A 26392-nucleotide genomic window follows, 5' to 3' on the forward strand; every position below is an offset into this window, starting at 1 on the left:
GCTTCGCAAACCCAAATGCACCCGTGGAGCGCTCGGCCGGCGGTTGTCACAAACTGCCCGTGTTGGCCCCATGTTGGCCCCACGGTCTGCCCGGGGCTATGGTGAAATTTGCTTACTCGCATCTTCAAGTTAAACATGGGGAGTCATATTGTCCGGGGGAACCAATTGGGCCGCGCTGGCTACAGGCCGCATGGCAAAGATCGTGGCGGGAGCCGCAACGCTCTGTTTTGTCGCGACTGCCTGCACGCAGACACCGGTGCCACAGGCGGAGGCGGACCGCAACGGAGCCACCGTCGTCAGGGTGATTGACGGCGACACCATCGTGGCCGACCTGTCCGGCGCCGAAACCACCATCCGTCTGCTCAACGTCGATACACCCGAGACCAAGGACCCGAACGAGCCCGTCCAATGTCTCGGCGTGGAAGCGACCGAATACACCAAGTCGCTCTTGGCTCCCGGGGACCGCATCGAACTGGCATATGACGTCCAGCGCCTGGACCCGTATGGCCGAACGCTGGCCGGTGTCTACAAGGACGGAAGCCTCGTCAATGCCGACATCGCTGCCGCCGGTCTCGGGGTCGCGGTGCTGTTCCAACCCAACGAGCGGTTCTACCCCGAGGTGCTTGCCGCCGAGCAACAGGCCCAGGGCGCCAGCGAGGGTCTCTACAGTGCGTCGATCGGCTGCACGGTTCCGGCCAGGGCAACGGCCGCTATTGCCGGGCTTGAGGCGGTGAAGGACACCGTGCCGGGCAATGCCGAGGCAGTTGGTTCGGCGCTGGCAGTGGTGGGAGCCGCGATCGTGGCCGGCAAGGCAAAGAGTGCCGCGCTCAGGGGGCTCGACAGCGCCGGCGACGTCGCTGACGCGGCGGTTTGGTCCGCGCGCAAGGCCACCTATGCGCCCAAGCTCTCGGCGGCCATGGAGCGGGCCAATGCGATAGAGAAGAAGCTGGCCAACAAGCAAACCGCGTTGGCTCGTGCAAAGAAGGAAGCGGACGCCAAGGAAAAGGCCATCGCCAAGGCAGCCGCAGAAGCAAAGGCCAAGGCGAAGGCCGAGGCAACGCGCAAGGCCAACGCCGCGGCCGCCCGGCAGGCAGCTGCAAAGCGGGAGGCGGAAGCGAGCAGGAAGGCAGCCGAACGCCGCAGCCAGTCGGTACCGAAGCAGACCTACCGGGCACCGGTCCAAAGGTCTAAGCCCAGGGTCAGCAGCAATCCGTATCCCGGCTACACCGGACCGCGCTGCTACGCGCCCGGTGGCAAGACCTGGAAGCCGTGCTGACCAGCCGCCAAGCCACGTGACTGCCCGCAGTCCACGCCGCCTCCTACCTCAGGGTATGTCGTGCAGTGGACCGCGGGCAGTCCTGTTTCGACGGGACAGCGTTGCGGGATCCGGGGCAGCAGCTGGGGAAAGTTATGCCCGGCAACATAGCGGCTATTCTTTGGCCGATGTTGTACGGTTTTTCGCCCGTGCGACTCCCAATAGTCGATGCCGAAGCGTAGGTTGGGTCGTGGAAAACCCCGTTACGTCCACGAAGGAAACCTCATGAGCATATTTTCCGATCGAACCCGCACCGCCCTGATCGTGATCGACGCCCAGCGCGAGGTCGTGGCCAACGCCTATCTGCGCGAGGAAACCCTCGGGAACATCAATGCCCTCGTGTCGCGCGCCCGCGAGTCCGGGACGCCCGTGGTGTGGGTGCAGCACTCGGACGAGGAAATGGAACAGGGCAGCCCCGCGTGGGAAATCGTCCCCGAGCTCTCACCCGCTGCCGGCGAGCCGGTGATCCACAAGATCTACGGGGACTCCTTCGAGGCCACCAACCTGGAGGAGGTGCTCGCGGCCGCCGGCGTCGGTCGGTTGGTCGTCTCCGGTGCCGAGTCGGACGCCTGCATCCGCTCGACCGTCCACGGCGCGTTCACCCGCGGCTATGACGTGACGCTGGTTTCCGACGCGCACACCACCAGCGACATGACCCAGTGGGGCGCCCCGCCGCCGGAGGTCGCCATCGCGCACATCAACCTCTACTGGCAATTCCAGGGGGCACCCGAGCGCACCGCCGCGGTCTCCGCCACGCAGGACGTCGACTTCCGGGCCTAGCCCGGGTTCCGGCTCAACGCGGGCGCACCGCCCACGCCGTCCGGCTGCCGCGCATGGACAGGTCGTTGCGCCCCGCCAGCCCGTGCGGGCCCTCGAGGTCCAGCAACTGGTCGAGGGTGGCCAGGTCGTCGGCGGAGAGCTGGCCGGCCAGGCCGCTGCGCATGCGCGAAAGGAACGTGCTGGCGATGCGCACCAGCAGTTCCCCGTCGGCCTCCGGAGCGTAGTGGAACTTCTGCCGGGCGGCGGTGGCGAAGCCCGCGGCTTCCAGCTCCGAGCTCCAGTCGGGGTGCGCGTTCCAGCCGGCCTCGTCGAGCAATTGGTGGCACCGTTCCTCCAGGCCCGGTGTGCCGAATCCCAGATCCGCCGGGAGATAGCGCGGAAGCGCATCCATTTCCACGACCACCAGCATTCCGTCCGTCGAAAGGCTTCGGCGGATCTCGCCAAAGGCGCGGGCGGGGTCCTTCAGGTGGTGCATCGAGGAGGCTGCCCACACCAGGTCGATGTCGGCCAGTTCGGGCCACTGCGCGTCAAGGTCTGCCTGCAGCGTGGTCACGCGGCTTTCAAGGTGGTGGTCGCCCACGTTGGCGGCCAGGCGCCCGAGCATGAATTCGGATTGGTCCACCGCGACAACTGCTGCCTGGGGGAAGGTGCGCGCCATGCCGAGCGTGCCGGTGCCGGTCCCCGCGCCCAGGTCGACAATGGTGCGCGGGTTTCCGGCTTGGGCGGCCGTCCAGTCAAAGATCTCCTGGAGGTGCTCGCGCAAGAGCAGGGCGTCGAGGTCCAGGACCTCGGCCATGCCCGACTCGTCGTCGTGGCCGTGGCCGTGTTCCTGGCCCGGGTGGTGGTGTCCGTGTCCGTCGGCGTGCGGGTGCTGTGTCGTCATGGATCCAGCCTAACCACAGCCTGCGTCATTGGCATACACTCTTGCGTATGACGCAAGATCTTTCCATGGACACCGTGATCCGCCGGCGCATCAAGGGGCTGAGGCTGGCCAAGGGCTGGTCGCTCGATGCCCTGGCGGCGCGCTGCTACCTCAGTCCCTCGACCCTGAGCCGCATTGAGACCGGCCACCGGCGGATCGCCCTGGACCAGTTGGTTCCCTTGGCCAAGGCCCTGGGCACAACGCTTGACCAACTGGTCGAGCCGACCGAGGACGAGGACGTCGTCATCCGGCCGGAGCCCGAACACCAGCCCGGAATCACGACCTGGCTGCTCTCACGCGAACATTCGCACGACGGCACCACCGTGGCCAAGATGCGCATCACCCCGGAGCGATCGATGGCGGATGTGGAGTTGAGCGTGCATCCGGGCCGCGAATGGTTCACCGTCCTGTCCGGCACCGTGTCCCTGGTGCTGGGGGAGCGCACTATCCTCGTGACCGAGGGCCAGGCCGCGGAATTCTCCACCATGGTCCCGCACCGCATCGGCGCCCACGAGGGGCCGGTGGAGATCCTGACCATCTTCGACCGTGGCGGCGAGCGGGCGCACCTGCATGGCCAATCCACCGTGGATTAGAGCCGCAAATTCCTCGTCGACCAACCTGGGCGAGGTGCGTCAACTCGATGCAATTGTCGTGGTGGGGTTCGGTGGTTCCGGTTGCTTCAGTTGGTGGGTGAAGGTGGCAATGGTGTCGTCGGCCTTGCACGTGCAAGGCTCGCCGGGGACGGCCCGCGGCCTGGTTGCCGGTCCCGCTTCGGCGAATCTCAGGTTGATGGAGGCGGCATCACCGTTTTTGACCAGGGCTTGGTTGGGGCCGTTCCTCCGAACTTGAACACCGTAACTGATCAGTATGCATCGGCCGGTCGCCTACCGTTCTTGCCGTGGCTCCAGCGTCTCCCTGCTTGAAGACACTTTCCGCCGGGGCGGTTGGTTCGAAATGGCTGCTCGCAATACGTCGCGTCGCCGCAACCAAGAATGAGAACGATTCTTATTAAGTGTAGGATCCTGTTGTTTCTGTTCAGGTTTGTCCATGAAGGGGCTGCGCGAATGAATGTGGATTTTCTTGCTCATAGATAGGCGCCTGCTGGCCTTGACCCGCGGCCACAGCCGGATGCTGAACATACTCACGCTGGCCGTGTGCCTGTGCACCGCCAGCTACTGGGTGCAGGCCTGGTTCCTGGCCCGTGCCCTGGCAGGGCTACTGCCCGGCCAGACCCACTCAGCGGAACAGGTGGCCGGAAGCCTGGCTGCCGTGCTCGGCTGCGGGCTGCTACGGGCGGGACTGCAGCAGTTGCAGGCCAGGCTGGCCAGCGCCCTGGGGACCGCGGTTCGCCTGGAATTGCGCCAATCCCTGGCCGCGGCACTGCTGCGACCGGAGCGACTGCGTGACAATTCAGAACGCGGCGGCGCCCGGCGACTTGCCCTGAGCGAGGGCACGGACGGCGTGGAACCCTACGTCACTGCCTACATCCCGTATGCCCTGCAGTTGCAGGTGCTCTGCCCGATCCTGCTGGCAGGGGTGGCGCTGCTGAACCCGATGCTCGCCGCCGCGCTGCTGGCCGCCGTCGTGGTGGCGGTGGGCGCCCCGCGCCTGTGGGGCAGGCTCCTGGCCCGGCGCGGCGCCACGCACTGGGACTCCTACGAGGCCCTGAGCGCAGACTTCCTCGAGGCACTGCAGGGCATGCGCACGCTGAAGATCCTTGACGCCGTTCCGCGCTTCCGGGCCCGGCTGCAGAAGCGCTCCGACGCGCTGCACTGCGCCACCGTGGCCACCATGCGTGTCTCGCTGGCAGACACGGCCCTGGTGGACTTCGGGATCCAAGCCGGCCTGCTCGCGGCCGCGGCGCTGACCGCACTGGATGTACTCGGTCTGTTGCCCGCCGGGCTCGGCGCCTCACCCGCACTGACCTTTTTTACTCTCATCCTGGCCTCGGAGGTCTTTAGGCCGGTCCGCGACCTGGCCCGCCAATGGCATGCCGGCTACCTGGGCATCTCCGCGTTGGGTAGCATCGATGCCGCGATCGACGCCGAAGCCCTGGACGCCCCGGACTTTCCGGTCCGCTCCGTGCCTGCGCCCGCCGACCCCACCGAGGAGCCGCAATCCGGAGGACACACGCTGGCGCTGGAGAATGTTTCCTTCCGCTACGGATCCGAATCCCCGTGGGTGCTTGACGGCGCCACGGCCAGGATCCGCCGCGGTGGGATCACGGCATTGGCCGGGCCCTCGGGCACCGGGAAAAGCACGCTCTTCGACATCATGCTCGGCTTCCTGCCCGCGACGGGCCAATGCCTGCTGGATGGGCGGCCGCTGCGGCCGCAGGACGTGAGCGTGGTTTCCCAGCACAGTTACCTGTTCCCGGGAACCATCCGGGAGAACCTTGCGGCCGTGCGGCCCGGGGCCGCCGAGGCGGACATGCTCGCCGCGCTGTCCCGGGCGGGGCTGGGCTCCGAGCTGGAATCCTGGCCGCGCGGCCTGGACGCCGTGATCTCCGAGGCCGGGCACTCCCTGTCCGGCGGCCAGCTCCAGCGCCTGGCCGTCGCCCGCGCCATCCTGGCCGACCGCCCGGTGTTGCTGCTCGACGAGCCCACCTCGGCGCTGAACCCGGAGCTGGCGCTCGAGCTCATGGCGTCCCTGCGCGCCGAGGCCACCCGTCGCATCGTGGTGATGATCGCCCACCGGACCGAGGCCCTGGAAGCCGCCGACACCGTGCTGCGGCTGCACCAGGGCAGCCTGCGCGAGAGAATCCCGACACATCCCCGAAAGGCACCATGCGCCCGCTGAACACCGAGCCGGCAACACGCCGGGCCGATCCCCTCCGGGGACTGGTCTCCCACCTGTCAGCCCACCGCACGGCCCTGGTGTGGACCGGGGTGGTGGGCCTGGTGAACAACCTGGCGCTGGTCTTCCTGGCCGTGGCAGGGTCCTATGTGGTGACCCTCGCCCTTCTAGAGGGCCGGCTGGCGGGCCCGGGCTGGTGGATCGCCGGGGGCGCGGCGGTGCTGCTGCGTGCGGTGCTGACCTGGCACGAGATGGACCTCTCGCACTCGATTGCCTACCGCGTGCTGGCTGCGCTTCGCATGGCGCTCTTCGACGGGTTCTCCCGCGGGGTGCCGTCGCGCAAGCCCGGGCAACACACCGGGCGGCTTGCAGCCACCGCCATGGGGGACACCGAGAAACTCGAGTTCTTCTATGCCCACACCCTGACCCAGCTGGCCGCCGCCGTGGTGCTACTGCTTGGTGGAATCGCCGCGCTGTACCGGATCGGCGGGCCGCTGGCCGCAGGATTCCTGCTGGGCCTGGCCGCACTGGTGCTGCTCACCCTTCCGTGGCTGCGCGCCAACGCACGTCTGGGCGAGGCGGTGCAACGGGCCAAGTCCGACCAGTCTGCCCTGGCCGTGGACCTGCTCGCCGGCTCGCGGGAAATCCTCGGCTTCGGGCTGCAAGAGCAGGTGCAGCACCAGCTCGCGGCGGCCACCCGCACCGTGGCCCGGGCAGAGCGTCGTCTCAAGGCACGCGAGAGTGCCGCAGCCAGCATGCGCGAGCTGTGCTCCCTGGGCATCCTGGTCGCGGTGTTCCTGACGGCCTGGAACCAGCCCGGCCTGGACCGGTTGTGGATCCCGGCTGTGGTCGCCGGAACCCTCACGCTGCTCTCCCCGCTGATGGAGGCGGTCGCGGTGCTCACCCAGCTGCAGCCCCACCGTGCCAGCGCCGCCCGGGTGCTGGAGGGAATCTCCATGCCGGCCGAGGGCCCGGAACCGGCAGCGGTGCTTCCCTTTGCCGCGTCCGGTGCACTGGGGCTTGAGGTTCGCGGCGCCTGCTTCTCCTACGGGGACGGCGCCCCGGCTCTGGATCCGACCTGGCTGTCCGTCGCGCCGGGGGAGCACCTTGGCATCTCGGGTCGCTCGGGGTCCGGAAAGACCACCCTCGCCAGGCTGCTGGTGCGCCTCTGGTCCCCGGATTCCGGAAGCCTTGAGCTGGTTCCGCGCAGCGGCGCGGCGGTGGATGCGGCATCGATCGACCTGCACGATTTCCGCTCACTGGTCACCCTGGTGGAGCAGGACGCCACGATCTTTCACGGGACTCTGCTGGAGAACATGCGCCTCGCGGCACCCGGGGCCAGCGCGGAGCAGGCCCTGGAGGCGCTGGGCCGTGCCGGACTCACGCTGGAGGCCGGGCGCTGGCCCGACGGCGTTGACACCGTGATCGGCGAGGCCGGCGCCGGGGTGTCCGGGGGAGAACGCGCCCGCATCGCCCTGGCCCGGGCGCTGCTGCTGGCCCCGCGCGTGCTGGTGCTGGATGAGACCACGGCATCCCTGGACGCTGCCACCGAAGCGGTCTTGCTTGATGCGGTTGCAGCACTGGCCGGCGAAACCACCGTCATCACGATCTCGCACCGCGAGTCCACCCTCGCACGCTGTGATCGCCGGGTCGAGTTGGCCGGGCTGCATTCCGCCCCGCTGTCCCAAAACGCATAGCGAGTCAGCTTTCCCGCGACGCCGTGATCAGATTGCGGCGCAGTCACCTCCCACTGCCCGCCAATGGATGGAAGTGCGCATCGTCGGGGCCGGTAACATCGGAGTTGCGAATCATCGCGCCCACGGGAGAATGCCTGGCAACAATCCCGCCGCCCAGATCCAAGGAATCCGATGCAGTTGAACAAGAAAACGCTCAAGGACGACGGGTTCACCGGATTCCGGCCCATCGAGGCCCTCGAGATCAACCGAATTCCACAGCGCCAAGGGATATTCGTTGTGTTGCGGCCCGAGGGGTTTGAGCCGCGGTTCCTCGCCAAGAGCACCGCCGGGGTTTTCAAGAAGAAGAATCCCTCGCTGACACAGGCCGCTCTCGACACTGAATGGGTCGCGGACGCGGATGTCCTGTTCATCGGCAAGGCAGGCCTCGGCAGCAAGGGCAACCGCGGTCTCCGACGCCAGATCCAGGAATTTGTGGACTTTGGCAAGGGAAAACCGCCGGGACACTGGGACGGGCGGCTGAACTGGCAGCTGGCGGAGGCAGGGAACCTTCTCGTAGCCTGGAAGGAGCTGCCTGCGGAAGAGTTGAATGCGGCACTGGCCAATTACCATGCCCGGTTCCGCGAATTCCACGGCCAGCTGCCCTTCGCCAATCTTGTCCAGGCGCGCAAATAGAAAGTGGCTACTTATTCAAGTAGCAAAATCATGACTGGCTGGAGTGCGCGCTGGCCGTCAGGGTGGGCTGGAACCCGACCGAGGAAGGCTCAGCGGTCGTAGACGGTCCGGCGGTGACCGAGTGCGATCACTGCGACAACGAAGATGTTGTCGTCGACGGTGTAGATGATGCGGTAGTCCCCGATGCGAACCCGGAGGCCGGGACGCCCCTGGAGAGCTTTGGCACCTGGCGGCCGTGGATCCTTCCCAAGGAGCGCGATCGCCCCTCGAATTCGGTCGCGATCCTGATGGTCAATTCGCTTCAATGCGCGAACTGCGGCAGGACGAAGCACGACCTGGTAGGTCATGACCAACCCAGATCGGCCTTAACCTGGGCCCAGGGGATGCTGGGGCCTTCCTCGGCCATCGCCTCGTCGAAAGCGGCGACATCTTCGGCGTCTTCGAGTGCTTCGAGCATCCGCTCGTAGTGCTCAGGACTGACAACCACCGCGGCGCGCTGACCGCGGCGCTCGATGAATACCGCCTCGGTTTGCGCGCGATCGATGACCTCTGAAAAGTGTTTACGTGCGTCCGCGACGCTGACAGTGGACATAAACCCAGCGTACATCTGGTGTTATGAGATGTACATGATGTGGTGCCTGCTCGGAATGTCATGTGACACGCAACTTCAACTGTGGGCCCCTCGGGGAAACCCGGTTTTGACCGTTGTATCCTACGATTCCAGCGAGCGGATGTGGGCCGCGTTTGCGCTGATCGCCGCCTTGTACCTATCGATGTCCGGAGTGTCAATGAAGTCCACCACCAGGTCAAGAAGCGACGCGATGGCTTCATTTGGTTGGCTTGCGGCGTGGAGCGTGATCGCTTCGAATACCCCAAGCGCCGGTGACTTCGGGAAAGCAGTGCGAGCTGTCATGAAGATTTCGCGGGACTTCTCGTACTGCCCAAGGTTTCTGAGGGTTGACCCGTACTGGACGTAGCAACGACGGCGTTCATCACCCTCCAGCCCGGCAGCGAGGGCCTTTTCGTAGAATTCCCGGGCAGCTTCTTCCTGGCCGGCCGTGTCGTATGCTCCGCCGACCTCGTAGAGGACACGGGCATTCTGGGGATGGGAAGCGAGGAAGGGGAGCAGGGCTTCGATGGTTGGCTGCATGTTGCTCCGGTCTCGGGCGGCGAAGATCCGGTCGAGCTCGTCGTCTAAGGTCATGCCGCTCAGTCTTGCATGGGCAGCATCCGCTGGCCGAACAGCTCGCAGGTGGTCGCCTGTGTCGGAGCGGAGCTCCCCAGGGCCGCGATGTCTACCGTTGCAGCGGAGTATTCGTTATCAGCCTATTCGGCCCGAACCGTGCGGATTCCGTCATGGAATAAGAATGTCTTTCTCTACACAGCCCTTCCGTGACTGGAAAGAGAATATTTACCCGGCCTGCCTGTTGTATGTATCAATACCAAGGCCTTTCAAGGCGTCCGGACCCAGGGATTCTGTTCAAGTGCCTACGTGCGGATGACAGGTCAAAATAATGCGGCGACGGTTCCGACGATGGCCGCGATGAGGAAGCACACAGCACCAAGAAACAGACCCCAGTCCAGAGCCGTGTAGGTCGCAAACATTCGCGCGACACGGTTGCGAGGTAGCACCTTTCCGTCACGGTGGGCAGCTTCAGCGTGGGCTGGCTGTTCCTTCTTGCTGGAGTAGAAAAGAACTGTCGCAAGTCCAACAAAAACGACCCACGTCATGATCAGGTCCACTATGCCCCTTTCGTTGGCTAGGTGAATTCATCATGCTTCGCGTATCAATAGATATGTATCACCATTTCTGCGAAAAAATTCTTCGCCGCGCCTTCATCTCCAACTGAATGACTCTCGATAGGGAGACAACTCGCGCTCGTTGTAGTCCCTCCTTATCGGGAGTACATTTGCCGCATGGATCGACTTCAGCCGCGCCCGACGGTGGCGGCACCGATTACTGCGCTCGCTCTGGCGGGCGGCGCCGCGGTTTCATTTGCCGTAGGAGATTCAGTCGGATTCCTCAGCGATGCCGCGGAAGACCTATTCGTCGTCACCTGGCTGCTGGGCTTGGTCCTTGTCGTCTGGGCCGGGATCGTCGGCGGAGGATATGCCGTTCTGCTCTGCCTGCGATCGCTTTCCCGGAGGCCGGTGTCCCGTGGGGAAGTTGCGCTTACTGCCGTCTCCCTCGGACTCATCGGGCTTGTGCTGGCGATCCACCCATTGTGGGGAACAGGGTCCGCGGTCGGGTGACCGCCGGCTTGTCCGGTAATCGGGCTCGAGCGGCTGTTCAAACCCCTCCAGCGGGAAACTTCTCCTCAATATGCGGTGAACGAAGCGCTGAGACTCGGAGTGATGCCTGCCAAACGGTTGAGCTGTCACGTCGTGCTGCTCATAAGCGTCCGTGCATTTCGACGCGCTGCTAGCGATACGTTTTGAGTGAATGCGCACGGACGATCGGGAGTGCGGCTGCCCCGGCCAATAGTGCCCACACGCAAAGCAGCGGTACGGGGCCGGTCAGAACCGCAACGGCTCCGCCAAGTAACGCAGCGATGGGCATGATGCCCAGGGCAATGGTTCGCTGGGCCGATCCGACGGTGGCCAATTCCTCGGATGGAACGCTCCGGGGCAGGACTTCCGCTCCGGCCACGGCGGATATCGACACCAGGAAGCTCCAGGCCAAGGACTGGGCCGAAAGCCAGATGAGTTCGTGGCCGGGAAGCTGCTGGCAGGCGATGGCCATGGCGACTGCTGGCACCGAGAGGATTGCCGCCGCGCTTCGGAGCGTCTTCAGCCCGAACCTCGCCGACAGTCTCGGCGCGAACGCCGCGCCGATGATGGCACCTATCGCCGAGACCACTCCCAGTCCGGCGAACGCTGCGGGTGCGATGCCGAGGTCCCGCAGGAGGAACACCGGCAGAACGGTGTTGCCCAGCATGGCCCCGGCGTTCGTCAGCGCTGCCGACAGGGTCAGGGCCCACAGCGCGGGAATTCGGTGCAGGGCCTGGAAACCGTCGCGGAATCTCCCTATGCCCCGGCGCGCCGGGCCCCTCGTGGCAAGGGACGAGTCGATCTTGATGCCGCGTTGCAAGAGTGCCGATTCCGCATAGGAACAAACCGATGCCCACATCATGCCCGGCATGCCGAGAAACCCCAATGCGAGGCTGCCGGTCGCCGCGGCCGCGGTGGACGCTGTTTGGTTGACGACGGCCAAGCGGGAATACGCGCTTTTTAGTCGTTCGGTCTGCACGACGCTGGGGATGACGGTTCCTTGTGCGGTGGTGAATGCGACATCTGCGAGTCCAATGACCACCGTTGCGCCGATGACGGTGGCACCCGAGAGCCAACCGGCGTAGTAGGAAGAGGTAAGGCCCGCCAATACCAGGCACCGGGCAACGGTGGCCACGCCCATGCCCCGACGTCGGTTCCGCAATCGGTCGATGAGCATGCCGACCGGCATTCCCAGCAGGAGGAATGCCGCCAGCCCGATGGAATTGAGCAGCCCCACAAAACCCGTGCCCAAGCCCAAGACAGAGACCGCGAGGATGGGCAGGAGTGTACACGCAAGCATGTCACCAAAGCCTTCCGCGGCACTTGTCGCCAGAACAAAAGTGAAGGCCCGCGGGAGTCCCGGCGGGGTTTGCTCGCCAACTGCGGTTGGATCGTGCGAGGTCATTTTCTTCCATTCGTCCATCTGTCAGGAGTTTCCTTACACGATGTCAGGCATTGCCTGACATTTCAAGGGCTGGCGCTTAGACTGGATCCATGGGAAATGAAATCGGCGGAGTCCATGACCTTGCCAGTGCCGATCAGCCGTTCATGTGTTCCTTTTGCCTCCGTTCCCGAGAGGAGACCGGCGTGCTGGTCGGTGCGCCGGCGGTGGCGATCTGCCGCAGGTGCACGGACGCGGCCCTGGTGCTTTTCGAGAGGTCGGCTCAAGCGGTGGAGCCAGTTCCCGGTGCCCCGTGGGACATCTTTAATGACGCGGAACTGCTTCGCCAGCTTCCCCGGGTGGCCAAGGCCCGTGACGATGTGGAGAACCACCTGCGAAACTGGGTCGGTGCAGCCAGGAAGCGGAAGCTTAGCTGGGCGAGCATCGGGGAATCCCTGGGAATGTCACGCCAGTCGGCATGGGAACGGTTCCATGAATCGACCGGAGCGCCAAGCACCACGGACACACGGTAGCGCCTGCCCGGCTCAGCTCAGCCGAAGGCCCCAGGGCTCGCGGAACGCGACGCCGCAACCTCGATCCGCGCCCGGCCGTTTGGGAACACCTGACGGGTCAGAGTCCTCGGGGCAGCAGCCATTGGAGTACTTCGGCGAGGAGATCGATGTCGTTCCCGACCGGCCGGTCTTCACGGTCGAGCGCGGAGGCTCAATCCAGGTCATCGGGGTCCTCCACATGGCGTGTGGCGTGCGGGGCGGTGCCACACGGCGATCATCCCATGGCGTGGCGACCAAGCGAGGTATGAGGTTGCTTACGCACTTCCGACGCGGGTGTGGGTGACCGGATACGAGCGGCAAGTTGTTGCTAAGGTCGTTCATGGTGGCCGACCCTTTTGGCGGTTGCCGTGGCTAGGCCCGCTCCAACGGTTCCGAGGCGCAATCCAATCATGAAGAAACGACCAAACGACGCCGGTGGAAGCCTCTGGCTGATGGTCGACGTCGGAGGAAAGACATGACGACTTGGGCAAGGGGCCGCCTCGCCGCAGCTGCTTCCGGACTGGCTCTCGTTCTGGTTGCGGCCGGTTGCACCGCGACGGACCCGGGGAACAACGCCGGAGCCTTCGGTGCCCAATCGCGGGACAACCCAAACAGCGTGGTCTTGGCCGCCCCGGAGCCCGGCATCGGCCTGATCGACGGCAACGCCGAGGACATGGCACTGGAAGCGAGCCAGGCGTTCTTCGAGAAGGCACCCGCCGTCGTCGTGCTGGGCAACGACGGCGAGCAGGAGGCCGCCGCAGGGCAAGCGCGCGAACTCGGCGTTCCGCTGCTCGTGGCACCCGGTGACGCTTCGCAGCCGACAGACTTCGCCACCGAGCTGGAGCGATTGGGCGCGCGCACCCTCATTGCCCACGGATCCCTGCCCGAATCGCTGGCTGGAGACCTGGATGTCGTCGACGGGGCGGCACCGGATGCCGACCTGCCGGACATCGATCCGGCCGCGGTCCCCTCGGAGTCCGGATTTGCCGTAGTCGCCCGCTCGGGGGACAAGGAAGCGGAAGAAGTAGGTCCCGCACTGGCCACGGCCCAAGCAGCAGGGGCCGATCTGCACAGCATGGAGTCGCCCGACCCGCGGGATGCGCAGAACCAGGAATTCTTCCAGAGCCACGCGGACGCGGACCTGTACGCCATCGGCAACGGGTTCGGGAAAGCCGAGGATTTCTCGGCGCTGGCGGCAACCGCCGCGGGTGGAAAGCAGCTTCCCGGCGGCGGGCAGATCGTGTTCCCCGACCGGCGCATGGTCGCGCTCTACGGAACGCCGGGGACCGGTTCACTGGGTTTGCTCGGCGAACAGGACGTCGACGGGGCGATCAAGCTCGCCAAGAAGTACGCCGCCAAGTACCAGCCGCATAGCAAGGAAAAGGTCCAGCCCGCCTTCGAGATCATCGCGACCGTCGCCTCGGCGTCCGCCGGCAAGGACGGGAACTACTCCAGCTACGTTCCGGTGGAGAAAATCGAGCCGTGGGTGAAGGCGGCCCAAAGGGAAGGGGTATACGTGGTGCTTGACCTGCAGCCGGGTCGCAACGACTTCCTGACCCAGGCCAAGCACTACGAAAAGCTGCTGTCCTACCCCAACGTCGGCATCGCCTACGATCCCGAGTGGAGGCTCAAGCCCGGCCAGCGGCACATGGTGCAGATCGGTTCCGTCGACGCCGCCGAGCTCAACCGCGCCAACGCCTGGCTGGCCGAGTTCACGCGCAAGCACCGCCTGCCGCAGAAGGTCGTCATCCTGCACCAATTCTCCCTGAGCATGATCCGCGACCGCTCCACGCTGGACACCTCGCACCCCGAGCTCGCGATGGTCCTGCACGCCGACGGCCACGGGACACCCGGGATGAAGATGGAGACGTGGAAGCACCTGCGCCGCGACCTGCCCGACGGCATCAGGATGGCGTGGAAGAACTTCATCGACGAGGACACTCCGACATTCACCCCGGAACAGACCTACGACATCGACCCGAAGCCGTGGTTCGTCTCCTACCAGTAGGACGCGCGATCACATTCCGACGCCTGCCCTGATCCGGGAGGAGCTCAAACGTGTGTGGACAGTTCGAAAAGCCCTCGGATGGCGGCACCTAGATTGGCAGCCTCACGGATCAAGTCACGTTCCTGGTGCGGCATCCGGAGGTCCGCTTCATTAAGACGGCGCCAGAATTCCCGCTCATCCTCGACGGCGGCAGGCAGTCGCATGAACCAACGATAGCCGCGCGGTCTTGCGGGCAGCCAGGAACCCACGAGGTACGACTCAATGCCGTCCTCGATGTCCCGGACGTCAGCCTCGGTAATGATTTCGGTCCGGTCGCGGGAAGTGCCGTCCGCCATTTCACACGTCACCCTGACAACATCGGTACGCTCGCCCATCGGCTCGCGAATCACGTTCCGCGGACCGGCGAACCAGGCGGCGAGGGCACCCCAACCGTTTTCGCTGAGCTCTATCCAGCCAGGGTGGCGACTGCCAGGTAGCTATCCCACATATCTGCTCACTTCCCCTGGACAACCTCGCAATCGGAGGGGACCAACTCTGTCAGGCAACAAACCGTCGCGCCGACATGTCGCCAAAATGATGCCACGCCGGTAGTCAATTCCCCGGCGGCTTCCGGGCCATGGAGGGAAAAGACAGAGAGGCGCAGCTGGATCCGATTTCAGTCTGAGCCCAAACGACTGGTTTCGTACTCCAGGAGTCCTTCCTGGTGAAGCTGCGCCAAACGATCGGTTACAGCCCGCGAATTGTTCGGCGTGCAAGACAGTGCTGTCAGCCTGGGCGTGAGCACGTCGACCAGGCAGCCCAACGTGGCGAATTCCTGGGCCAATGGGTACCACCCGGTTTCATCGCTCGCGTCGGTCATGAAGAACCTGTACGTGCAGTTGCCGCTGCGCTGGACCATCCCGGTAGCCACGAAGGGTCCCTCCGCCGATCGGACAACGGCGACCCGATCGCCGAAATCCACATTGTAGGCGTAGGCCGGCACGCCCAGAACGGTGATGGAACCATCACTCTCGATCTTCCCGTTGAGGCCTTCCCAGTAAGTGACACCGTCTTCTTCGTCCGGTATTGAGAACCAGACCGTTTCATCCACTGCCGCACTTTCCGGCCATGGTTCCAGCACGCCGTTGTGCCAGTGCGTGACCAGGCTGGGGTGACGTCGATATTCGTCCATGACAGGAGCGTATCTGCCCTTCCGCCCGAAAGTGAGGGTTGCCCAGAAGTTGTCCTGAAAGGGGTCGCGTCTTTGGCATCGAAGCAACTTTAAACCGGTTGGCCATCGGAACGGCCCCGGGGGAGTTGGAGGAGCCCGCGCAGTGGCCTTCCCCGGCATCAGGACGGCGGCAGGAACGTCGTCGACGAGGCCTCCCCGACGTTCACCTTGAAGCTGACCTTCGACTTCGACCCGAAATTGTGGTTCGTCTCCTGCCGGTAGGGAACGCTGACCTGACGATTTCCTTCCGCTCTGACGATAAGCGCCACCGGCACCGGATGCCCCATGAACGCGCTACGTGGGCTTGTAGGTTGGATAGTATGTGGACCGCCGAAACAGATTATGCCGAGCCACGAGACTGGGCATCCACCAGTGACGTCACAACTGGCAACTTGTAGCGGCGTCCACCTACGCTCGGCAGTAAACCCATTCAGGATAGGAACAAATGCCAGACTAGTTGACCAAGCGCCTATCTGTCGCGAGTCTATTTCCTGATTTAGGCATGGAATCACGTTGGGCTGAAGACGGTTTCTGGGTAGGTAAGTGACCCCATGACTATGATCTCCCCAGAAACCCTCCTTGGAAAACGCGTATCTCTGGAGACCTTGAATGAAGATCACCGCGACGGGCTCGTTGAAGCAGCAGGAGATGGTGAGTTATGGAGTCTTTGGTACGCCTTGGTGCCGCGTCCCGACGAAATGCATGCTGAGATTCTACGTCGGCTGGCTATGCAAGAAGCAGGTTTCATGGTTCCATTTACCACTCGCCTAAACGACCCAGTTACTGGCGAACCAGGAAAAATCGTTGGCATGACCACGTACTGCAACATCAATGCCGAATTGCCGCGCTTGGAAATTGGCTACAGCCGGAACGCAGCCAGCGTGTAAGGAACTGGAACGAATCCGGACGGTAAAAGGCTGTTGCTCGGCCATGCGTTCGAAATTATCAATTGTGTCGCCCGTTTGGGAGCGAAACAGGATGGGATACTACGCGCGAGAAGTCGCATGGCCAATGGCGCACTTCGTAATGCCTTCATATTTTCGATCGTTGCCTCGGAATGGCCGCAGGTTCAATGCCGGCTGAACTGGAGGCTCGCTAAGAAACGCTAATTTTCAATGTGCGTTTGGAATCAATTGGCGCCGTTATCCAAAGTCCGATCAGCGAACATTCATTGAGAGGGCTTTTGCTCATTGCAAGTGGTGGCACGTCAGGGTTTGTTTGACGGTTTCTGGGTGCATGAATCCTTCAATGCAACGTGATGAACGCCTGGGAATACCGAAACAAGGTCGGCGGCCTGGCCAAACTCCGACTTCGTTATTGTTTTCCCAGGCGCTGACGATCAATTCCTAGGGCTCGTGGTCGGAGAGACTACCATGGTTCCGGCCAAGGGAGAGCGCGCCCAGGGGTTACTCACGTCTAGCCAGATGTGGCCTTTAATCGATAAACGTATGGATAGATGCAACATCTGCTGTCTGGGTGCGCTCACGTCTGAGCGCGCCCAGACCAAGAACAGAAAGTGGACTTAGGTGCGCGTTACCCTTAATAGGCTCTCCCGCAGTTGGGTCATTTCTGCAAACGAGTTGGCAAAGCCCTCGTATAAGGCGCCATGTTCAAGGTTGAGCACTAGAATGTCGGCGCCGTTCCGCACGCCAAATTCCTTTTCTTCCGGACTCCACGACGGAAAGATCCAAGGTTTACCCGCCCGGCGGGCCGCATCTGCCAGCACCGTGAGGTCGGCGAAGTCACCGCCCATACGGGTGTAAGCGCCGCGTTTACTACTGAGCGACAGATCGGATGGGCCCACGAATACGCCGTCCACGGTTTCGAGGGCAAGAATTTGGTCGATTTCTTCTAGTGCGCCGGCATCTTCTATCATCGGATAAACGGCCGTTGTCGTGTCTTGCGCTGTTACCCAGGAATCTGTGACGCCACCGTAATTGGCCGTGCGTCCACCCGCGAAGCTGCGTTTGCCCAACGGCGGAAACTTACCGAACGCGCACACTTCACGGGCGTGGGCCAAATTCTCCACATGCGGGATCGCGACCGCGCTTGCACCGAAATCAAGCGCTTGCTGGATCGGTCCTCGGTCCGGGCTCAACACCTTGGCGATCACCCGAAGGTTGAGTGCCCGGAGAAACGGGATGAATCGTTCCAGCGTGGCGAGGTCGAATGTGCCGTGTTCGATGTCGAGGACCACTGAATCGTAACCTATCTGTCCTGCGATTTCGGCGGCCGCAACGTTAGGGCTGGAAAGCCAAAAAGCGGATGAGTAAGGAGACATGGGTACGCCTTTCTGGATTGAATGGTCAAGGGGTTGCAATGCTTAGACGGCAGAGACCTTGAACCGGCGATGAGCCAGTGTCGGCACGATTTCACGAATCTCGCTCACGCGGTTGGGGTCGATTTCCACCACTCTGTAACCTGGCCCGTCGCCGAGGTCGGCCAGCTGGAGGCCCATTGGGTCGAAGGCGGTGGAGCGCCCGACGCATTTCTCTCCGGCCTCGCCGCTGGCCAAGATATAGGCGGTATTCTCGATAGCCCGGGCACGCAACAGCGTGAACCAGTGCTCTTCCTTTGAGGTCCCCTTGATCCACGCCGCTGGTACCACGAAGGCCTGAGCTCCGGCATCCGACAGTGCCCGGAAGATCTCTGGGAAACGTAGGTCATAGCACGTGGTAAGCCCGAAAAGGACACCGTCGATATCGACAGTGACAGCTTCCACTGATCCGGGCTTGACGTTGTCGGATTCCTTGTAAGCGAAAGCATCGTACAAGTGGATCTTGTCGTAGTGCGTAACGAGCTCCCCATGCACCACGACGGCCAGCGTATTCACAACCCGGTTCTCATCGCCAGGCGTATACGTTCCAGCGATGATGGCGATACCGTTGGCCTTCGAAGCAGCCTTCAGATCCTCAACAAACGGGCCGCTGAGCGGTTCGGCGTGGTCGAGTAGGGACTGCCCCTTACCGGGGAGGCGTATGAGTGACGATTCGGGCGTGATCAGCAGTTTCGCACCGTCGTTCGAGGCGCGCTCTGCGAAGTCAGCAATGATTCGTGCGTTCTCCTTGGGGTCGGTGGTAGCAGCGAATTGGCAGATGGCAGCAAGCATGAGATTGTCCTACTTTCGTAGCGGTTGGAGACGGATTGGCTAGACGGAGACACGGGTATTCTGCTCGTATTCGCGCACGTAGTCAGAGCAATATCCGATGACTCGATCGATCCATACTTGCCCGGTCTCGGCGTTTCCGACTCTGACATCGCCGGTCACGCCTGTACTGCTGACCTCGGAGAAGTCCCAGAAGACGGTGCCGGGAACTGCATGCTCGCCAATGCGGGCCTCTGTGTAGCTCGTGGGACTCCAGCCGTTGAACTCGCGCAATCCACCAGCGACGATTCTGTCGGCTTGCACCTGCTCGGGGAACATCGCCAACATAGCGGAGTGCTCCGGCTCGGCACCATGCCCATAAACTGCGGCAGGGTCCTCGTAGTGGTCGCGCATCAGCGCATAGCCCAGGTTCCAAGGATAGAGGTGGCCGACGAGGATGCCGAGGTCACGACGCAGGTCGACCGCCGCCGCGGTCACTGGTGCGACGTTCCCCCCGTTGTTGTTGATGAGGATGATACGGCGAAACCCTGACTCGACTAATGTTTGTAGAATTTCATAAGTAACTAGCTTGAGCGTGTTCGAGCTCAACGAAAGATTGCCGGCGAAGCCGCGGAAAACCGGTGAATGACCGTAGTGCAGCGCAGGCGCAACCAGCACGCCTAGGTCGTTGCCAGTAGCTTCAGCGATACGGTGGGCGGCCCACTCCGCCACGATTGAGTCTTCGTGGATTGGAAGGTGTGGTCCGTGCTGTTCGATGGCTCCAATGGGCAGCAGCACCACGGGGTCTTCCTTGGCGGCTTCTGCCACTTCGGTCCAGCTCATTTCTCCAAGACTTTGAGTACGAAACTTTCCCAAAACGACTCCTCCTGCTTTAAATTTGACCAATTTATTCGGACTTGCGGATGGCTACATGAGTGATGCCAGGTGGCCGACCTCCTCCTCATCACCAACAGCGAACTCGGCGAAGCAGTGTTCAACAAACGCTTCAAGAACGAAATCCGTGCGTTCCGGGAACCAACAGATGGTGACGTTCGCGAACACCACTGGATCCACAAGCTCCTTATAGAGAATGTTTTCCATGTTGAGCTTTGCCATGGACGAGGGGATGAAGCTCAGCCCCTTACCGGCTGAGGTGAGTGAGACGTGGTCTATGTAGGAACCGGAAACTACCGGACCCCGCGGGGAGAAACCAGCTTGCAGACATCCGGAGACGAGCGCGTCATGATTCTCGGGCGCATTGATTCGGGGGATGGATATTAGCAGTTCGCCTCTCAGCTGCCGGAAGCTGACTTTCTCTTCGGTAGCGAGCGGGTGGTCGTCAGGAACGACGACGACGTAGGGGTCAGCGAAAAGAGGCTTGGACGTCAGTCCCTCGAGCTCAGGTTCGGTGAGCATGATCGCCACGTCGATCTGACCGCACTCAAGCATCTCGACAAGTTGACTAGTGGCTTCGAAGAAAAGATCGGCCTCGACGTTTGGGTGTGCGTCGGTGTACTTTTTGATCACAGATGGCATGCGCCCATAGCGCAACGACGGTGTCAGTCCCAGGCGGACTCGCCCTATGCGCCCGTGCTGTCCGTCAGAGAAAAGCTGTTCAATGTCGAGTGCACACGCGAGAAGTTTCTTGCACTCTATATAGAACCGCTTGCCGACCGCGGTTTGGGTGAGCTGGCGGGCACTCCGATCGATGAGCTTGGCGCCAAGTTCCTTCTCCAGGCGGCTGATCTGCTGGCTCAACGCTGGTTGCGAGATGTAGAACTTTTGAGCCGCTTTACTAAAGCTCCCCTCATCGACGAGGGCGACATAAATTTCGAGACGTCGCGTTTCCATCAGATACCGACCAAATCGGGTCGTGCGGTGGTGCTCCGCCGTGCACGGCGTCGTACCTGCTGTATTTCGGGATCGGGCACAGGCGCTGCCGCGATCAATTTCTGCGTGTAGTCCTCACGGGGGTTGTTCAATACATCACGCGTGCTCCCTGCCTCCACGATCTTGCCGTTGCGCAGTACGACTACCTTGTTGGATAGTTGTTCAATAACCGAAAGGTCATGGCTAATAAAGAGGCATGAGAATCCAATTCGCCGCTGCAATTCAAGGAAGAGCTCTAACACTTTGGCTTGCACGGACACGTCAAGCGCCGATGTGGGTTCGTCGGCGACCATGAGCAGAGGGTCGGTGGCGATGGCCCTGGCTATACTCACTCGTTGCCGTTGGCCACCTGAGAGTTCGTGCGGGTAGCGGTCGATCCAATCGGAAGGAATCTGCACGAGTTCGAGCATTTCCCGAGCACGCTGCTTCAGCCTACGTCCGTTCGTTTCGCTCCTCGTCCACAACAGGGGCGCCGTAATACTGTCGCCTATGGTCGCGCGTGGGTTCAACGACGATGCCGGGTCTTGGAAGACCATTGACACCTGGCGACGGAATTGCCTCGCATCCGCCCCTTTCATGCTCTTCAGCGTCTCGCCATTGAAAGTAATTTCCCCTTCAGCGGCATCCATGAGACCGACGACGGCGCGGCCGATGGTTGATTTTCCCGAGCCGGATTCGCCAACCAACCCGACAATTTCGCCGGGTGCGACAGAGAATGAGATGTCGCTGACAGCGCGGAATCCCTTGCGGCGGAAAGAGCCGGGATATTCGATGCTTACCCTGTCGAACTTGAGCACATCGTTCGTGGTAACCAAGTTCCTGGCGGTCAAGGTTGGCGGTAGCGTTGGCTTCGAATCTTGCTGGTTTCGGCCCAGGTAAGGTACCGCGTTCAGCAACTCGCGGGTGTACTGCTCGGTCGGGTGGGTGAAGAGTTCAGTTGCCGGTGCCTCTTCCACCAACCGACCGTTCTGCATGACTGCCACGCGGTGTGCCACGTCGGCGACGACGCCCATGTCATGCGTAATCATGAGGATGCCCATGCCCATACGCTGTTGCAGATCGACAAGCAGGTCGAGAATCTCGGCCTGCACTGTGACATCGAGAGCGGTGGTGGGTTCGTCCGCTATGAGCAGGCGCGGCTCGGAGGAGATGGCCATCGCAATCATCGCCCGCTGCCGCTGACCGCCGGAGAGCTGATGGGGGTAGTGCTTCAGTTTCTGCTCGGGATTTGGCATTTGCACCTTTTGCAAGAGTTCAAGTGCGAGATCGCGGGCATCCCCGGTCGTGATAGTGCGGTGGCTCTGAACTGCTTCCTGGAGCTGACGGCCGATCGTGTAGACCGGGTTTAGCGCGGTCATTGGCTCTTGAAAGATCGTGGCAATGGCAGATCCACGCACTTTGCGCATACTGGTTTCGGATGCGCTGACTAGATCGGTGCCTTCAAATAGGATCTGCCCTGTGCGGCGGACATTCTTAGGCAGCAGATTGAGGATCGACATTGCTGTCACCGATTTGCCCGAGCCCGACTCGCCCACCAATGCGAGGGTTTCGCCAGCGTGGATCTTCAGGTCAATGTTGTGGGTGAGCGGTAGCCATTTCTTTGCCTTCTGGAATTGCACAGACAACTCACGTATTTCAAGGATTGGTTCAGCCATGGGGTCACTTCCTTGACTTGGGGTCGAAATAGTCGCGCAGCATGTCACCGAGCAACCCGAATGCGAGAATCGTGACAACCACCACGGTCGCCGGAATAAGTAGCGCTGTCGGTTCAGTCGCCATATAGCGCTGGCCTTGGGCTACCATTGCTCCCCACGAGGGTGCTGGCGGGACAACGCCCAGGCCGAGGTAGCTGAGACCTGACTCCAAAAGGATCGAGGCAGCGATGGTTAGCGAGAACTGCACGATCAGAGGGGACACAATGTTGGGCAGAACCACCTTGGTCAGGGTCACCTGGTTTCTTGCGCCGAAAACGTGCGCCGCTTCAACATATTCCAGACCCTTCACCGTCAGCGTCTGTCCGTATGCGATTCGGGCAAAGGTGGGGGCGAACAAGAACCCCATCGCCAGAATTAGGGTTGAGGCGCCGGGCCCGTAGATTGTTACGGCGAGGAGCGCCAGGATGATCGGTGGGAAGGCGAGGATCACATCGACGATTACCCGCATGGTGATCACTTCGGTGAGACCTCCGAAGTAGGCACCCAGCACTCCGAGCACCGTGCCTAGCACGGTAGCGAACAGTGTGGCGCCGAGGGCTATAAAAAGTTCGACCTGCGCGCCATACATCAGCCGTGAGAGAATGTCGCGGCCGAGCTCGTCAGTGCCGAGAATGTGTCCGTTGGTTCCGGGGGCCTGCATCCGGTTGGCAATGTCCTGCGCGAGTGGGTCGGCTGGGGCCAGCAGGGGCGCGAGTAACATCACCGTAACGATGCCGACGACGTAGACCAGTGCTACGACACGCAGGGGGCGGAAGGCTGCGCGTAGTCGCGGAGACGGTGTCAGTATCAGTGTCATGTCAGTTCCTAACCCGTGGATCGAGCAACCCGTAGCAGATGTCAACCAGGATCGTGATCGAGATGAACAGCATTGCGATCACGATCACGATGCCTTGAACGGTCGGGTAGTCGCGGGTGGCTACCGAGTCGATCAGCAGGCTGCTGAGACCGGGATAGTTGAATACTCGTTCAGCAAGAACCGTCGACCCGAGGAGGGTCCCGATTCCAAGACCCACAATCGTGACCACCGGAATCAATGAGTTGCGTAACACGTGTCGGCGGAACACCGTGGAGGGTGCCAAACCAAACGACTTGGCCGTACGCACCCAGTCTTGGTTCTGCGTCTCGAACACCTCTGAGCGTGTCATGCGTGCAATGACTGCCGAAAACCCAAGGGCGAGCGACAATGCCGGCAAGATCAGCACACGCAGATGTCCAAGGGGGTCTTGCGCCCAAGTGACAAAGCCACCGGCAGGAAACCAGCCGAGCTTCAGCGAGAACACCAGCACGAAAATGCTGCCTAGAACGTAGACGGGCATTGCCACCCCGAAACTCGTTGCCATCGACACAACGTTGTCGACTTTGCCGCCAGCCCTAGCCGCCCAAGATCCGAGCGGAATGCCGATGACGAGTGAGATGAGCGTCGCGAGCAAGACCAGCTCGAGGGTGCGCGGCAGCCTGGCGAAGATCATGCCGGTGACCGCATCATCCGTTCGGAACGACTGACCCAGGTCACCCTCAAAGACGCCGCCCAAGAAGTTAAGGTATTGATTCAACAATGACTGATCGAGTCCGAGTTGGGTCCTAAGCGATTCCACTGCCGCCCGGCTGGGAGCGCCTCCGTCTCCACTGGAGAGCAGCAGCACCGCCGGGTCGCCGGGGACCAGATGCAACGCTGAGAAGACGAGCGTTAGCACCAGCAGCACCAGAATCGCGCCTAAGCCGACACGCTTGATAACGAAAGTAAGCATTTCAAGTGCCAATCCGTCTTATTCGCCGTTGGTCAGGGAAACGTTGGCCAGCGAGTAACCGCTGTAAAAGCTCAGGAATCCCGGGAGGTTTTTGAAACCCGTGACCCTTGAATTGAACGCATACGCCTGGTCGCGCGTCGACAGGGTTGCGAACGGAACATCCGTCTTGATGATCTCGAACGCCTTCTTGTAGGCCTTCTTCTTGTCGGCGTCGTTGGAAGCACGGAGTCCATCTTCAAGCACTGAGTTCAGTTCGGCGTTATCGTAACCGACGCTGCGGGAGTAGTCGTTCGGTCCAGTTACATAGCCGTTTATGTAGGTTGGGTCAGCAATCATGCCGGCAGAACCGGAAACCGCGATGTCGTAATCACCTGCATTGCCCTTGGCAATGCGCCCGGGCCAGTCCGGAGCGTCCAGTTTTACCTTGATGCCGATGGCTTCGAGGTCTGCTTGCACCGAAAGCGCAGTGTCTTGCAGAAACTTGTACTGGGAAGTGGTCAAGAGCGTCGCCTCAAAACCGTCGGGGTACCCAGCTTCGGCCAGCAGCGATTTTGCCTTGGTTGGATCATAAGACCAGAGGTTCTTCATAGACGGGTCGAAGGCCGGATCAGTTTCGGAGATTGGCGGACCAAATAGGGCTTGCCCGTGCCCCAGGAAGGGTGCTAGGACGCTGTTCTCACGATTCAGGGCGTAGGCCACTGCCTCGCGGACTTTCGGATTTGCGAACGGGCCCTCTGCGACATTGAAATTGACGTATTGGAACGGGCCTGCCTGGGCATCGAGAGCCAGTCCCGCGGTGTTAGAGACCCTGTCGAAGTTCTCCCACGGCACATAGTCGATGAAGTCAACGTCGCCGCTGATCAGTGCGTTGGTTCGTGCTTCGCCGTCCGCGTAGAACGACATGTCGATCTCTGTGAGGGAAACCTCATCCGCTGCGTGATAGTCATCGAATTTTTCGAGTACCAAGCCAATGCCCTTGTCGTGATTGGTTAAGCTGAAGGGTCCCGCGCCCACCCAGTTGTTGCCCTCCGGGTTAAGAGAACTGTCGGGAACAATTGCGGCGGCTGGGGTAGCCAAATAGCTGAGGAAGGCCGAGCTCGGGGCGGATAGTTGGATCACTAGGTGTGTGTCGTCTACAACGTCAATCGAGGCAATATCGTCGAGCCCTGTGAGGAGGCTCGATCCCACTGCCTTGTCGGCGTAGTAGTCGAGGGAATTCTTTACGTTCTTGGCCGTGAGCGCGGTCCCGTCGTGGAAGGTTAGGTTTTCGCGCAGGATCACTTCGTAGGTGAGTGGATCTGTCTGGTCGACTTTGTCGGCGAGCCCCTCCGTTAGCTCGCCGTTGGAATCGTAGGTCATCAGGCCGCGGTGAATGAGCGTGAGCATCGTGTTGGCGACGGTGCCTTCGTTCATTCCGGTAGTCAGTTTGGTGGGCTCGTTCGAAATGGCGAAACGCAGCACCTGGCCAGCTTCTCCTGACGTGTTCGCTGCCGAGGTGCTGCCTGCGCAACCAGTGAGGGCAAGGGCTCCGGAGATAGCAATGGCCGAAATTGCAAGGCCAATCCTTTTTCTTTTGGGGCGGTGGGTGGCGGCTTGGGTGCTGTTGCGAGGTTCACGAAAGGACATAGTCACTCCTACGAAAGTTGAACGGCATTGTTCGGAAAAAACTTCGGTGACACTTGTGTCGTTCCCGAGTGCTGCCTCGACCGGTCATTGTCCTGACCGCGGTGAGACATTTCGGTTTGCGATTACTAGAAATCCTTACTGAAACCAATAATAAAGTCCAGCATCAATTTCATAGGACATCATAAGCTTAGGGTTATAGAGGGCTCTGACATGGATATACATGGAAAAAAACTAGTTTTGCGTTGATGATATTTGGCGGGAATTCGTTAGGAGTTGCACTTTGACCTATTGGTCACTTCCGAATCCAACGGTTCAATGACCTGTGCGAAGATCGTGGCATGCGGTGTACCGATCCCGCATGCAGCTTATTCGGCACGTGCGGCGTCAGTGGTCCACTCCTCTCATATTCACTGAGATCTTCTCGTCGGCGAGCACGGAGCAGACTATGTTGAGGACGAGATGGGCTAACTAGTAGCGGACGCGCGCCTGGCGCGAGGGTCGGGCAGCTGTGCCCGCACCAGCCAGCGCGCGTAGAAGCGCCTGCTATGTGGTGGAAGGTCCTAGGCGACTGGAGGAGAGGTATCGCCGTTTCCGCTGCAGTGCTGGTTGCTGGGCTAGGCGTGGCACCGTGCTCCAGCGCCCCGAAAGCGACCCCGGTAGTGGTAGAAACTGCCCCGAGCGTCGCTGAAGTGCTGCGCACGCCAGTGGAGCCAGCGAAGGTCAGG

General features: G+C 61.9%; 25 protein-coding genes and 1 pseudogene. 10 read left to right on the forward strand and 16 right to left on the reverse strand.

From position 1 onward, the window contains the following. Nucleotides 1-190 precede the first annotated feature (190 nt). A complete protein-coding gene (locus tag ACIPVK_RS00245; RefSeq protein ID WP_407609982.1) occupies nt 191-1276 on the forward strand; it encodes a thermonuclease family protein in 1086 nt (361 codons plus the stop codon). A gap of 264 nt (nt 1277-1540) precedes the next feature. Beyond that, the gene (locus ACIPVK_RS00250) at nt 1541-2095 is read left to right on the forward strand and encodes an isochorismatase family protein (protein ID WP_407609983.1); all 555 of its coding nucleotides are present in this window, start codon (nt 1541-1543) and stop codon (nt 2093-2095) included. 13 nt (nt 2096-2108) lie between these two features. On the opposite strand, the gene ACIPVK_RS00255 is transcribed toward ACIPVK_RS00250, so the two are convergent. Beyond that, nucleotides 2109-2978, reverse strand: a complete 870-nt coding sequence (locus ACIPVK_RS00255; protein ID WP_407609984.1) for a class I SAM-dependent methyltransferase — start codon at nt 2976-2978, stop codon at nt 2109-2111. A gap of 65 nt (nt 2979-3043) precedes the next feature. Here ACIPVK_RS00255 and ACIPVK_RS00260 point away from each other — a divergent pair, with 65 nt between their 5' ends. The 4 genes from ACIPVK_RS00260 (at nt 3044) to ACIPVK_RS00275 (ending at nt 8182) form a co-directional block, all read left to right on the forward strand. Next, complete coding sequence (locus ACIPVK_RS00260) at nt 3044-3610, forward strand: helix-turn-helix domain-containing protein (protein ID WP_407609985.1); 567 nt, start codon at nt 3044-3046, stop codon at nt 3608-3610. 475 nt (nt 3611-4085) lie between these two features. After that, nucleotides 4086-5816, forward strand: a complete 1731-nt coding sequence (locus ACIPVK_RS00265) for an ABC transporter ATP-binding protein/permease (RefSeq protein WP_407609986.1) — start codon at nt 4086-4088, stop codon at nt 5814-5816. Then, entirely contained in the window at nt 5804-7510 is a 1707-nt protein-coding gene (locus ACIPVK_RS00270) for an ATP-binding cassette domain-containing protein (protein ID WP_407609987.1), read from the forward strand. Before ACIPVK_RS00265 ends, ACIPVK_RS00270 begins: the two co-directional genes overlap by 13 nt. Nucleotides 7511-7681: 171 nt before the next feature. After that, nucleotides 7682-8182: a hypothetical protein gene (locus ACIPVK_RS00275; RefSeq protein WP_407609988.1), complete on the forward strand. Its 501-nt coding sequence runs from the start codon at nt 7682-7684 to the stop codon at nt 8180-8182. Nucleotides 8183-8271: 89 nt separating this feature from the next. On the opposite strand, the gene ACIPVK_RS00280 is transcribed toward ACIPVK_RS00275, so the two are convergent. The 4 genes from ACIPVK_RS00280 to ACIPVK_RS00295 all read right to left on the reverse strand — a co-directional run bounded on the left by ACIPVK_RS00280 (nt 8272) and on the right by ACIPVK_RS00295 (nt 9925). Next, complete coding sequence (locus tag ACIPVK_RS00280; protein WP_407609989.1) at nt 8272-8529, reverse strand: type II toxin-antitoxin system RelE family toxin; 258 nt, start codon at nt 8527-8529, stop codon at nt 8272-8274. Further along, nucleotides 8526-8774 (reverse strand): type II toxin-antitoxin system Phd/YefM family antitoxin, encoded by a 249-nt coding sequence (locus ACIPVK_RS00285; RefSeq protein ID WP_407609990.1) that lies wholly within the window; start codon nt 8772-8774, stop codon nt 8526-8528. The genes ACIPVK_RS00280 and ACIPVK_RS00285 overlap by 4 nt, the downstream gene beginning before the upstream one ends. Nucleotides 8775-8894: 120 nt before the next feature. Beyond that, a complete protein-coding gene (locus ACIPVK_RS00290; protein WP_407609991.1) occupies nt 8895-9386 on the reverse strand; it encodes a tetratricopeptide repeat protein in 492 nt (163 codons plus the stop codon). Nucleotides 9387-9688: 302 nt separating this feature from the next. Next, a complete protein-coding gene (locus tag ACIPVK_RS00295) occupies nt 9689-9925 on the reverse strand; it encodes a hypothetical protein (RefSeq protein ID WP_407609992.1) in 237 nt (78 codons plus the stop codon). A gap of 174 nt (nt 9926-10099) precedes the next feature. Here ACIPVK_RS00295 and ACIPVK_RS00300 point away from each other — a divergent pair, with 174 nt between their 5' ends. Further along, entirely contained in the window at nt 10100-10435 is a 336-nt protein-coding gene (locus ACIPVK_RS00300; RefSeq protein WP_407609993.1) for a hypothetical protein, read from the forward strand. Nucleotides 10436-10604: 169 nt separating this feature from the next. Here ACIPVK_RS00300 and ACIPVK_RS00305 read toward each other — a convergent pair whose 3' ends face one another. Beyond that, a complete protein-coding gene (locus tag ACIPVK_RS00305; RefSeq protein ID WP_407609994.1) occupies nt 10605-11876 on the reverse strand; it encodes an MFS transporter in 1272 nt (423 codons plus the stop codon). Nucleotides 11877-12001: 125 nt separating this feature from the next. Between ACIPVK_RS00305 and ACIPVK_RS00310 the strand changes: the two genes are divergently transcribed. Both ACIPVK_RS00310 and ACIPVK_RS00315 read left to right on the forward strand, forming a co-directional pair. Beyond that, nucleotides 12002-12367, forward strand: a complete 366-nt coding sequence (locus ACIPVK_RS00310) for a ClpX C4-type zinc finger protein (protein WP_407610099.1) — start codon at nt 12002-12004, stop codon at nt 12365-12367. Between the two features lie 493 nt (nt 12368-12860). Next, nucleotides 12861-14393: a hypothetical protein gene (locus ACIPVK_RS00315; RefSeq protein ID WP_407609995.1), complete on the forward strand. Its 1533-nt coding sequence runs from the start codon at nt 12861-12863 to the stop codon at nt 14391-14393. A gap of 44 nt (nt 14394-14437) precedes the next feature. Here ACIPVK_RS00315 and ACIPVK_RS00320 read toward each other — a convergent pair whose 3' ends face one another. Beyond that, complete coding sequence (locus ACIPVK_RS00320; protein WP_407610100.1) at nt 14438-14842, reverse strand: DUF5956 family protein; 405 nt, start codon at nt 14840-14842, stop codon at nt 14438-14440. A gap of 206 nt (nt 14843-15048) precedes the next feature. Continuing rightward, complete coding sequence (locus ACIPVK_RS00325) at nt 15049-15564, reverse strand: DUF4265 domain-containing protein (protein WP_407609996.1); 516 nt, start codon at nt 15562-15564, stop codon at nt 15049-15051. 590 nt (nt 15565-16154) lie between these two features. On the opposite strand from ACIPVK_RS00325, the pseudogene ACIPVK_RS00330 reads away from it, so the two are divergent. Further along, nucleotides 16155-16712: pseudogene (locus tag ACIPVK_RS00330) on the forward strand (GNAT family N-acetyltransferase). A gap of 413 nt (nt 16713-17125) precedes the next feature. Here the strand turns inward: ACIPVK_RS00330 and ACIPVK_RS00335 are convergent. From ACIPVK_RS00335 to ACIPVK_RS00370, 8 genes are all read right to left on the reverse strand, one after another. Continuing rightward, complete coding sequence (locus ACIPVK_RS00335) at nt 17126-17884, reverse strand: HpcH/HpaI aldolase family protein (RefSeq protein ID WP_407609997.1); 759 nt, start codon at nt 17882-17884, stop codon at nt 17126-17128. Between the two features lie 42 nt (nt 17885-17926). Further along, nucleotides 17927-18712 carry a carbon-nitrogen hydrolase family protein gene (locus tag ACIPVK_RS00340; protein WP_407609998.1) on the reverse strand — a complete coding sequence of 262 codons (786 nt, stop codon included), beginning with the start codon at nt 18710-18712 and terminating at the stop codon, nt 17927-17929. A gap of 39 nt (nt 18713-18751) precedes the next feature. Beyond that, nucleotides 18752-19531, reverse strand: a complete 780-nt coding sequence (locus ACIPVK_RS00345) for a creatininase family protein (RefSeq protein WP_407609999.1) — start codon at nt 19529-19531, stop codon at nt 18752-18754. Between the two features lie 84 nt (nt 19532-19615). After that, nucleotides 19616-20539, reverse strand: coding sequence for a LysR family transcriptional regulator (locus ACIPVK_RS00350; RefSeq protein ID WP_407610000.1), 924 nt, complete (start codon nt 20537-20539; stop codon nt 19616-19618). Next, nucleotides 20539-22233 carry an ABC transporter ATP-binding protein gene (locus tag ACIPVK_RS00355; RefSeq protein ID WP_407610001.1) on the reverse strand — a complete coding sequence of 565 codons (1695 nt, stop codon included), beginning with the start codon at nt 22231-22233 and terminating at the stop codon, nt 20539-20541. The genes ACIPVK_RS00350 and ACIPVK_RS00355 overlap by 1 nt, the downstream gene beginning before the upstream one ends. A gap of 4 nt (nt 22234-22237) precedes the next feature. Then, nucleotides 22238-23089: an ABC transporter permease gene (locus ACIPVK_RS00360; protein WP_407610002.1), complete on the reverse strand. Its 852-nt coding sequence runs from the start codon at nt 23087-23089 to the stop codon at nt 22238-22240. Nucleotide 23090: 1 nt separating this feature from the next. Next, nucleotides 23091-24053 (reverse strand): ABC transporter permease, encoded by a 963-nt coding sequence (locus ACIPVK_RS00365; RefSeq protein WP_407610003.1) that lies wholly within the window; start codon nt 24051-24053, stop codon nt 23091-23093. A 6-nt stretch (nt 24054-24059) separates the two neighbouring features. Continuing rightward, nucleotides 24060-25667, reverse strand: coding sequence for an ABC transporter substrate-binding protein (locus tag ACIPVK_RS00370; RefSeq protein ID WP_407610004.1), 1608 nt, complete (start codon nt 25665-25667; stop codon nt 24060-24062). Nucleotides 25668-26392: the final 725 nt, after the last annotated feature.

The organism is Paeniglutamicibacter sp. MACA_103, assembly GCF_045798555.1.
Taxonomy (GTDB): domain Bacteria; phylum Actinomycetota; class Actinomycetes; order Actinomycetales; family Micrococcaceae; genus Paeniglutamicibacter.

Coding starts and splice junctions, on each gene's coding strand:
- ACIPVK_RS00325 (WP_407609996.1), bottom strand. CDS start 15,564: ATGGACGAATATCGACGTCACCCCAGCCTGGTCACGCACTGGCACAAC.
- ACIPVK_RS00360 (WP_407610002.1), bottom strand. CDS start 23,089: ATGACACTGATACTGACACCGTCTCCGCGACTACGCGCAGCCTTCCGC.
- ACIPVK_RS00310 (WP_407610099.1), top strand. CDS start 12,002: ATGTGTTCCTTTTGCCTCCGTTCCCGAGAGGAGACCGGCGTGCTGGTC.
- ACIPVK_RS00305 (WP_407609994.1), bottom strand. CDS start 11,876: ATGGACGAATGGAAGAAAATGACCTCGCACGATCCAACCGCAGTTGGC.
- ACIPVK_RS00345 (WP_407609999.1), bottom strand. CDS start 19,531: ATGAGCTGGACCGAAGTGGCAGAAGCCGCCAAGGAAGACCCCGTGGTG.
- ACIPVK_RS00270 (WP_407609987.1), top strand. CDS start 5,804: ATGCGCCCGCTGAACACCGAGCCGGCAACACGCCGGGCCGATCCCCTC.
- ACIPVK_RS00245 (WP_407609982.1), top strand. CDS start 191: ATGGCAAAGATCGTGGCGGGAGCCGCAACGCTCTGTTTTGTCGCGACT.
- ACIPVK_RS00285 (WP_407609990.1), bottom strand. CDS start 8,774: ATGTCCACTGTCAGCGTCGCGGACGCACGTAAACACTTTTCAGAGGTC.
- ACIPVK_RS00315 (WP_407609995.1), top strand. CDS start 12,861: ATGACGACTTGGGCAAGGGGCCGCCTCGCCGCAGCTGCTTCCGGACTG.
- ACIPVK_RS00335 (WP_407609997.1), bottom strand. CDS start 17,884: ATGTCTCCTTACTCATCCGCTTTTTGGCTTTCCAGCCCTAACGTTGCG.
- ACIPVK_RS00280 (WP_407609989.1), bottom strand. CDS start 8,529: ATGACCTACCAGGTCGTGCTTCGTCCTGCCGCAGTTCGCGCATTGAAG.
- ACIPVK_RS00340 (WP_407609998.1), bottom strand. CDS start 18,712: ATGCTTGCTGCCATCTGCCAATTCGCTGCTACCACCGACCCCAAGGAG.
- ACIPVK_RS00300 (WP_407609993.1), top strand. CDS start 10,100: ATGGATCGACTTCAGCCGCGCCCGACGGTGGCGGCACCGATTACTGCG.
- ACIPVK_RS00250 (WP_407609983.1), top strand. CDS start 1,541: ATGAGCATATTTTCCGATCGAACCCGCACCGCCCTGATCGTGATCGAC.
- ACIPVK_RS00350 (WP_407610000.1), bottom strand. CDS start 20,539: ATGGAAACGCGACGTCTCGAAATTTATGTCGCCCTCGTCGATGAGGGG.
- ACIPVK_RS00275 (WP_407609988.1), top strand. CDS start 7,682: ATGCAGTTGAACAAGAAAACGCTCAAGGACGACGGGTTCACCGGATTC.
- ACIPVK_RS00370 (WP_407610004.1), bottom strand. CDS start 25,667: ATGTCCTTTCGTGAACCTCGCAACAGCACCCAAGCCGCCACCCACCGC.
- ACIPVK_RS00290 (WP_407609991.1), bottom strand. CDS start 9,386: ATGACCTTAGACGACGAGCTCGACCGGATCTTCGCCGCCCGAGACCGG.
- ACIPVK_RS00355 (WP_407610001.1), bottom strand. CDS start 22,233: ATGGCTGAACCAATCCTTGAAATACGTGAGTTGTCTGTGCAATTCCAG.
- ACIPVK_RS00255 (WP_407609984.1), bottom strand. CDS start 2,978: ATGACGACACAGCACCCGCACGCCGACGGACACGGACACCACCACCCG.
- ACIPVK_RS00265 (WP_407609986.1), top strand. CDS start 4,086: ATGTGGATTTTCTTGCTCATAGATAGGCGCCTGCTGGCCTTGACCCGC.
- ACIPVK_RS00260 (WP_407609985.1), top strand. CDS start 3,044: ATGGACACCGTGATCCGCCGGCGCATCAAGGGGCTGAGGCTGGCCAAG.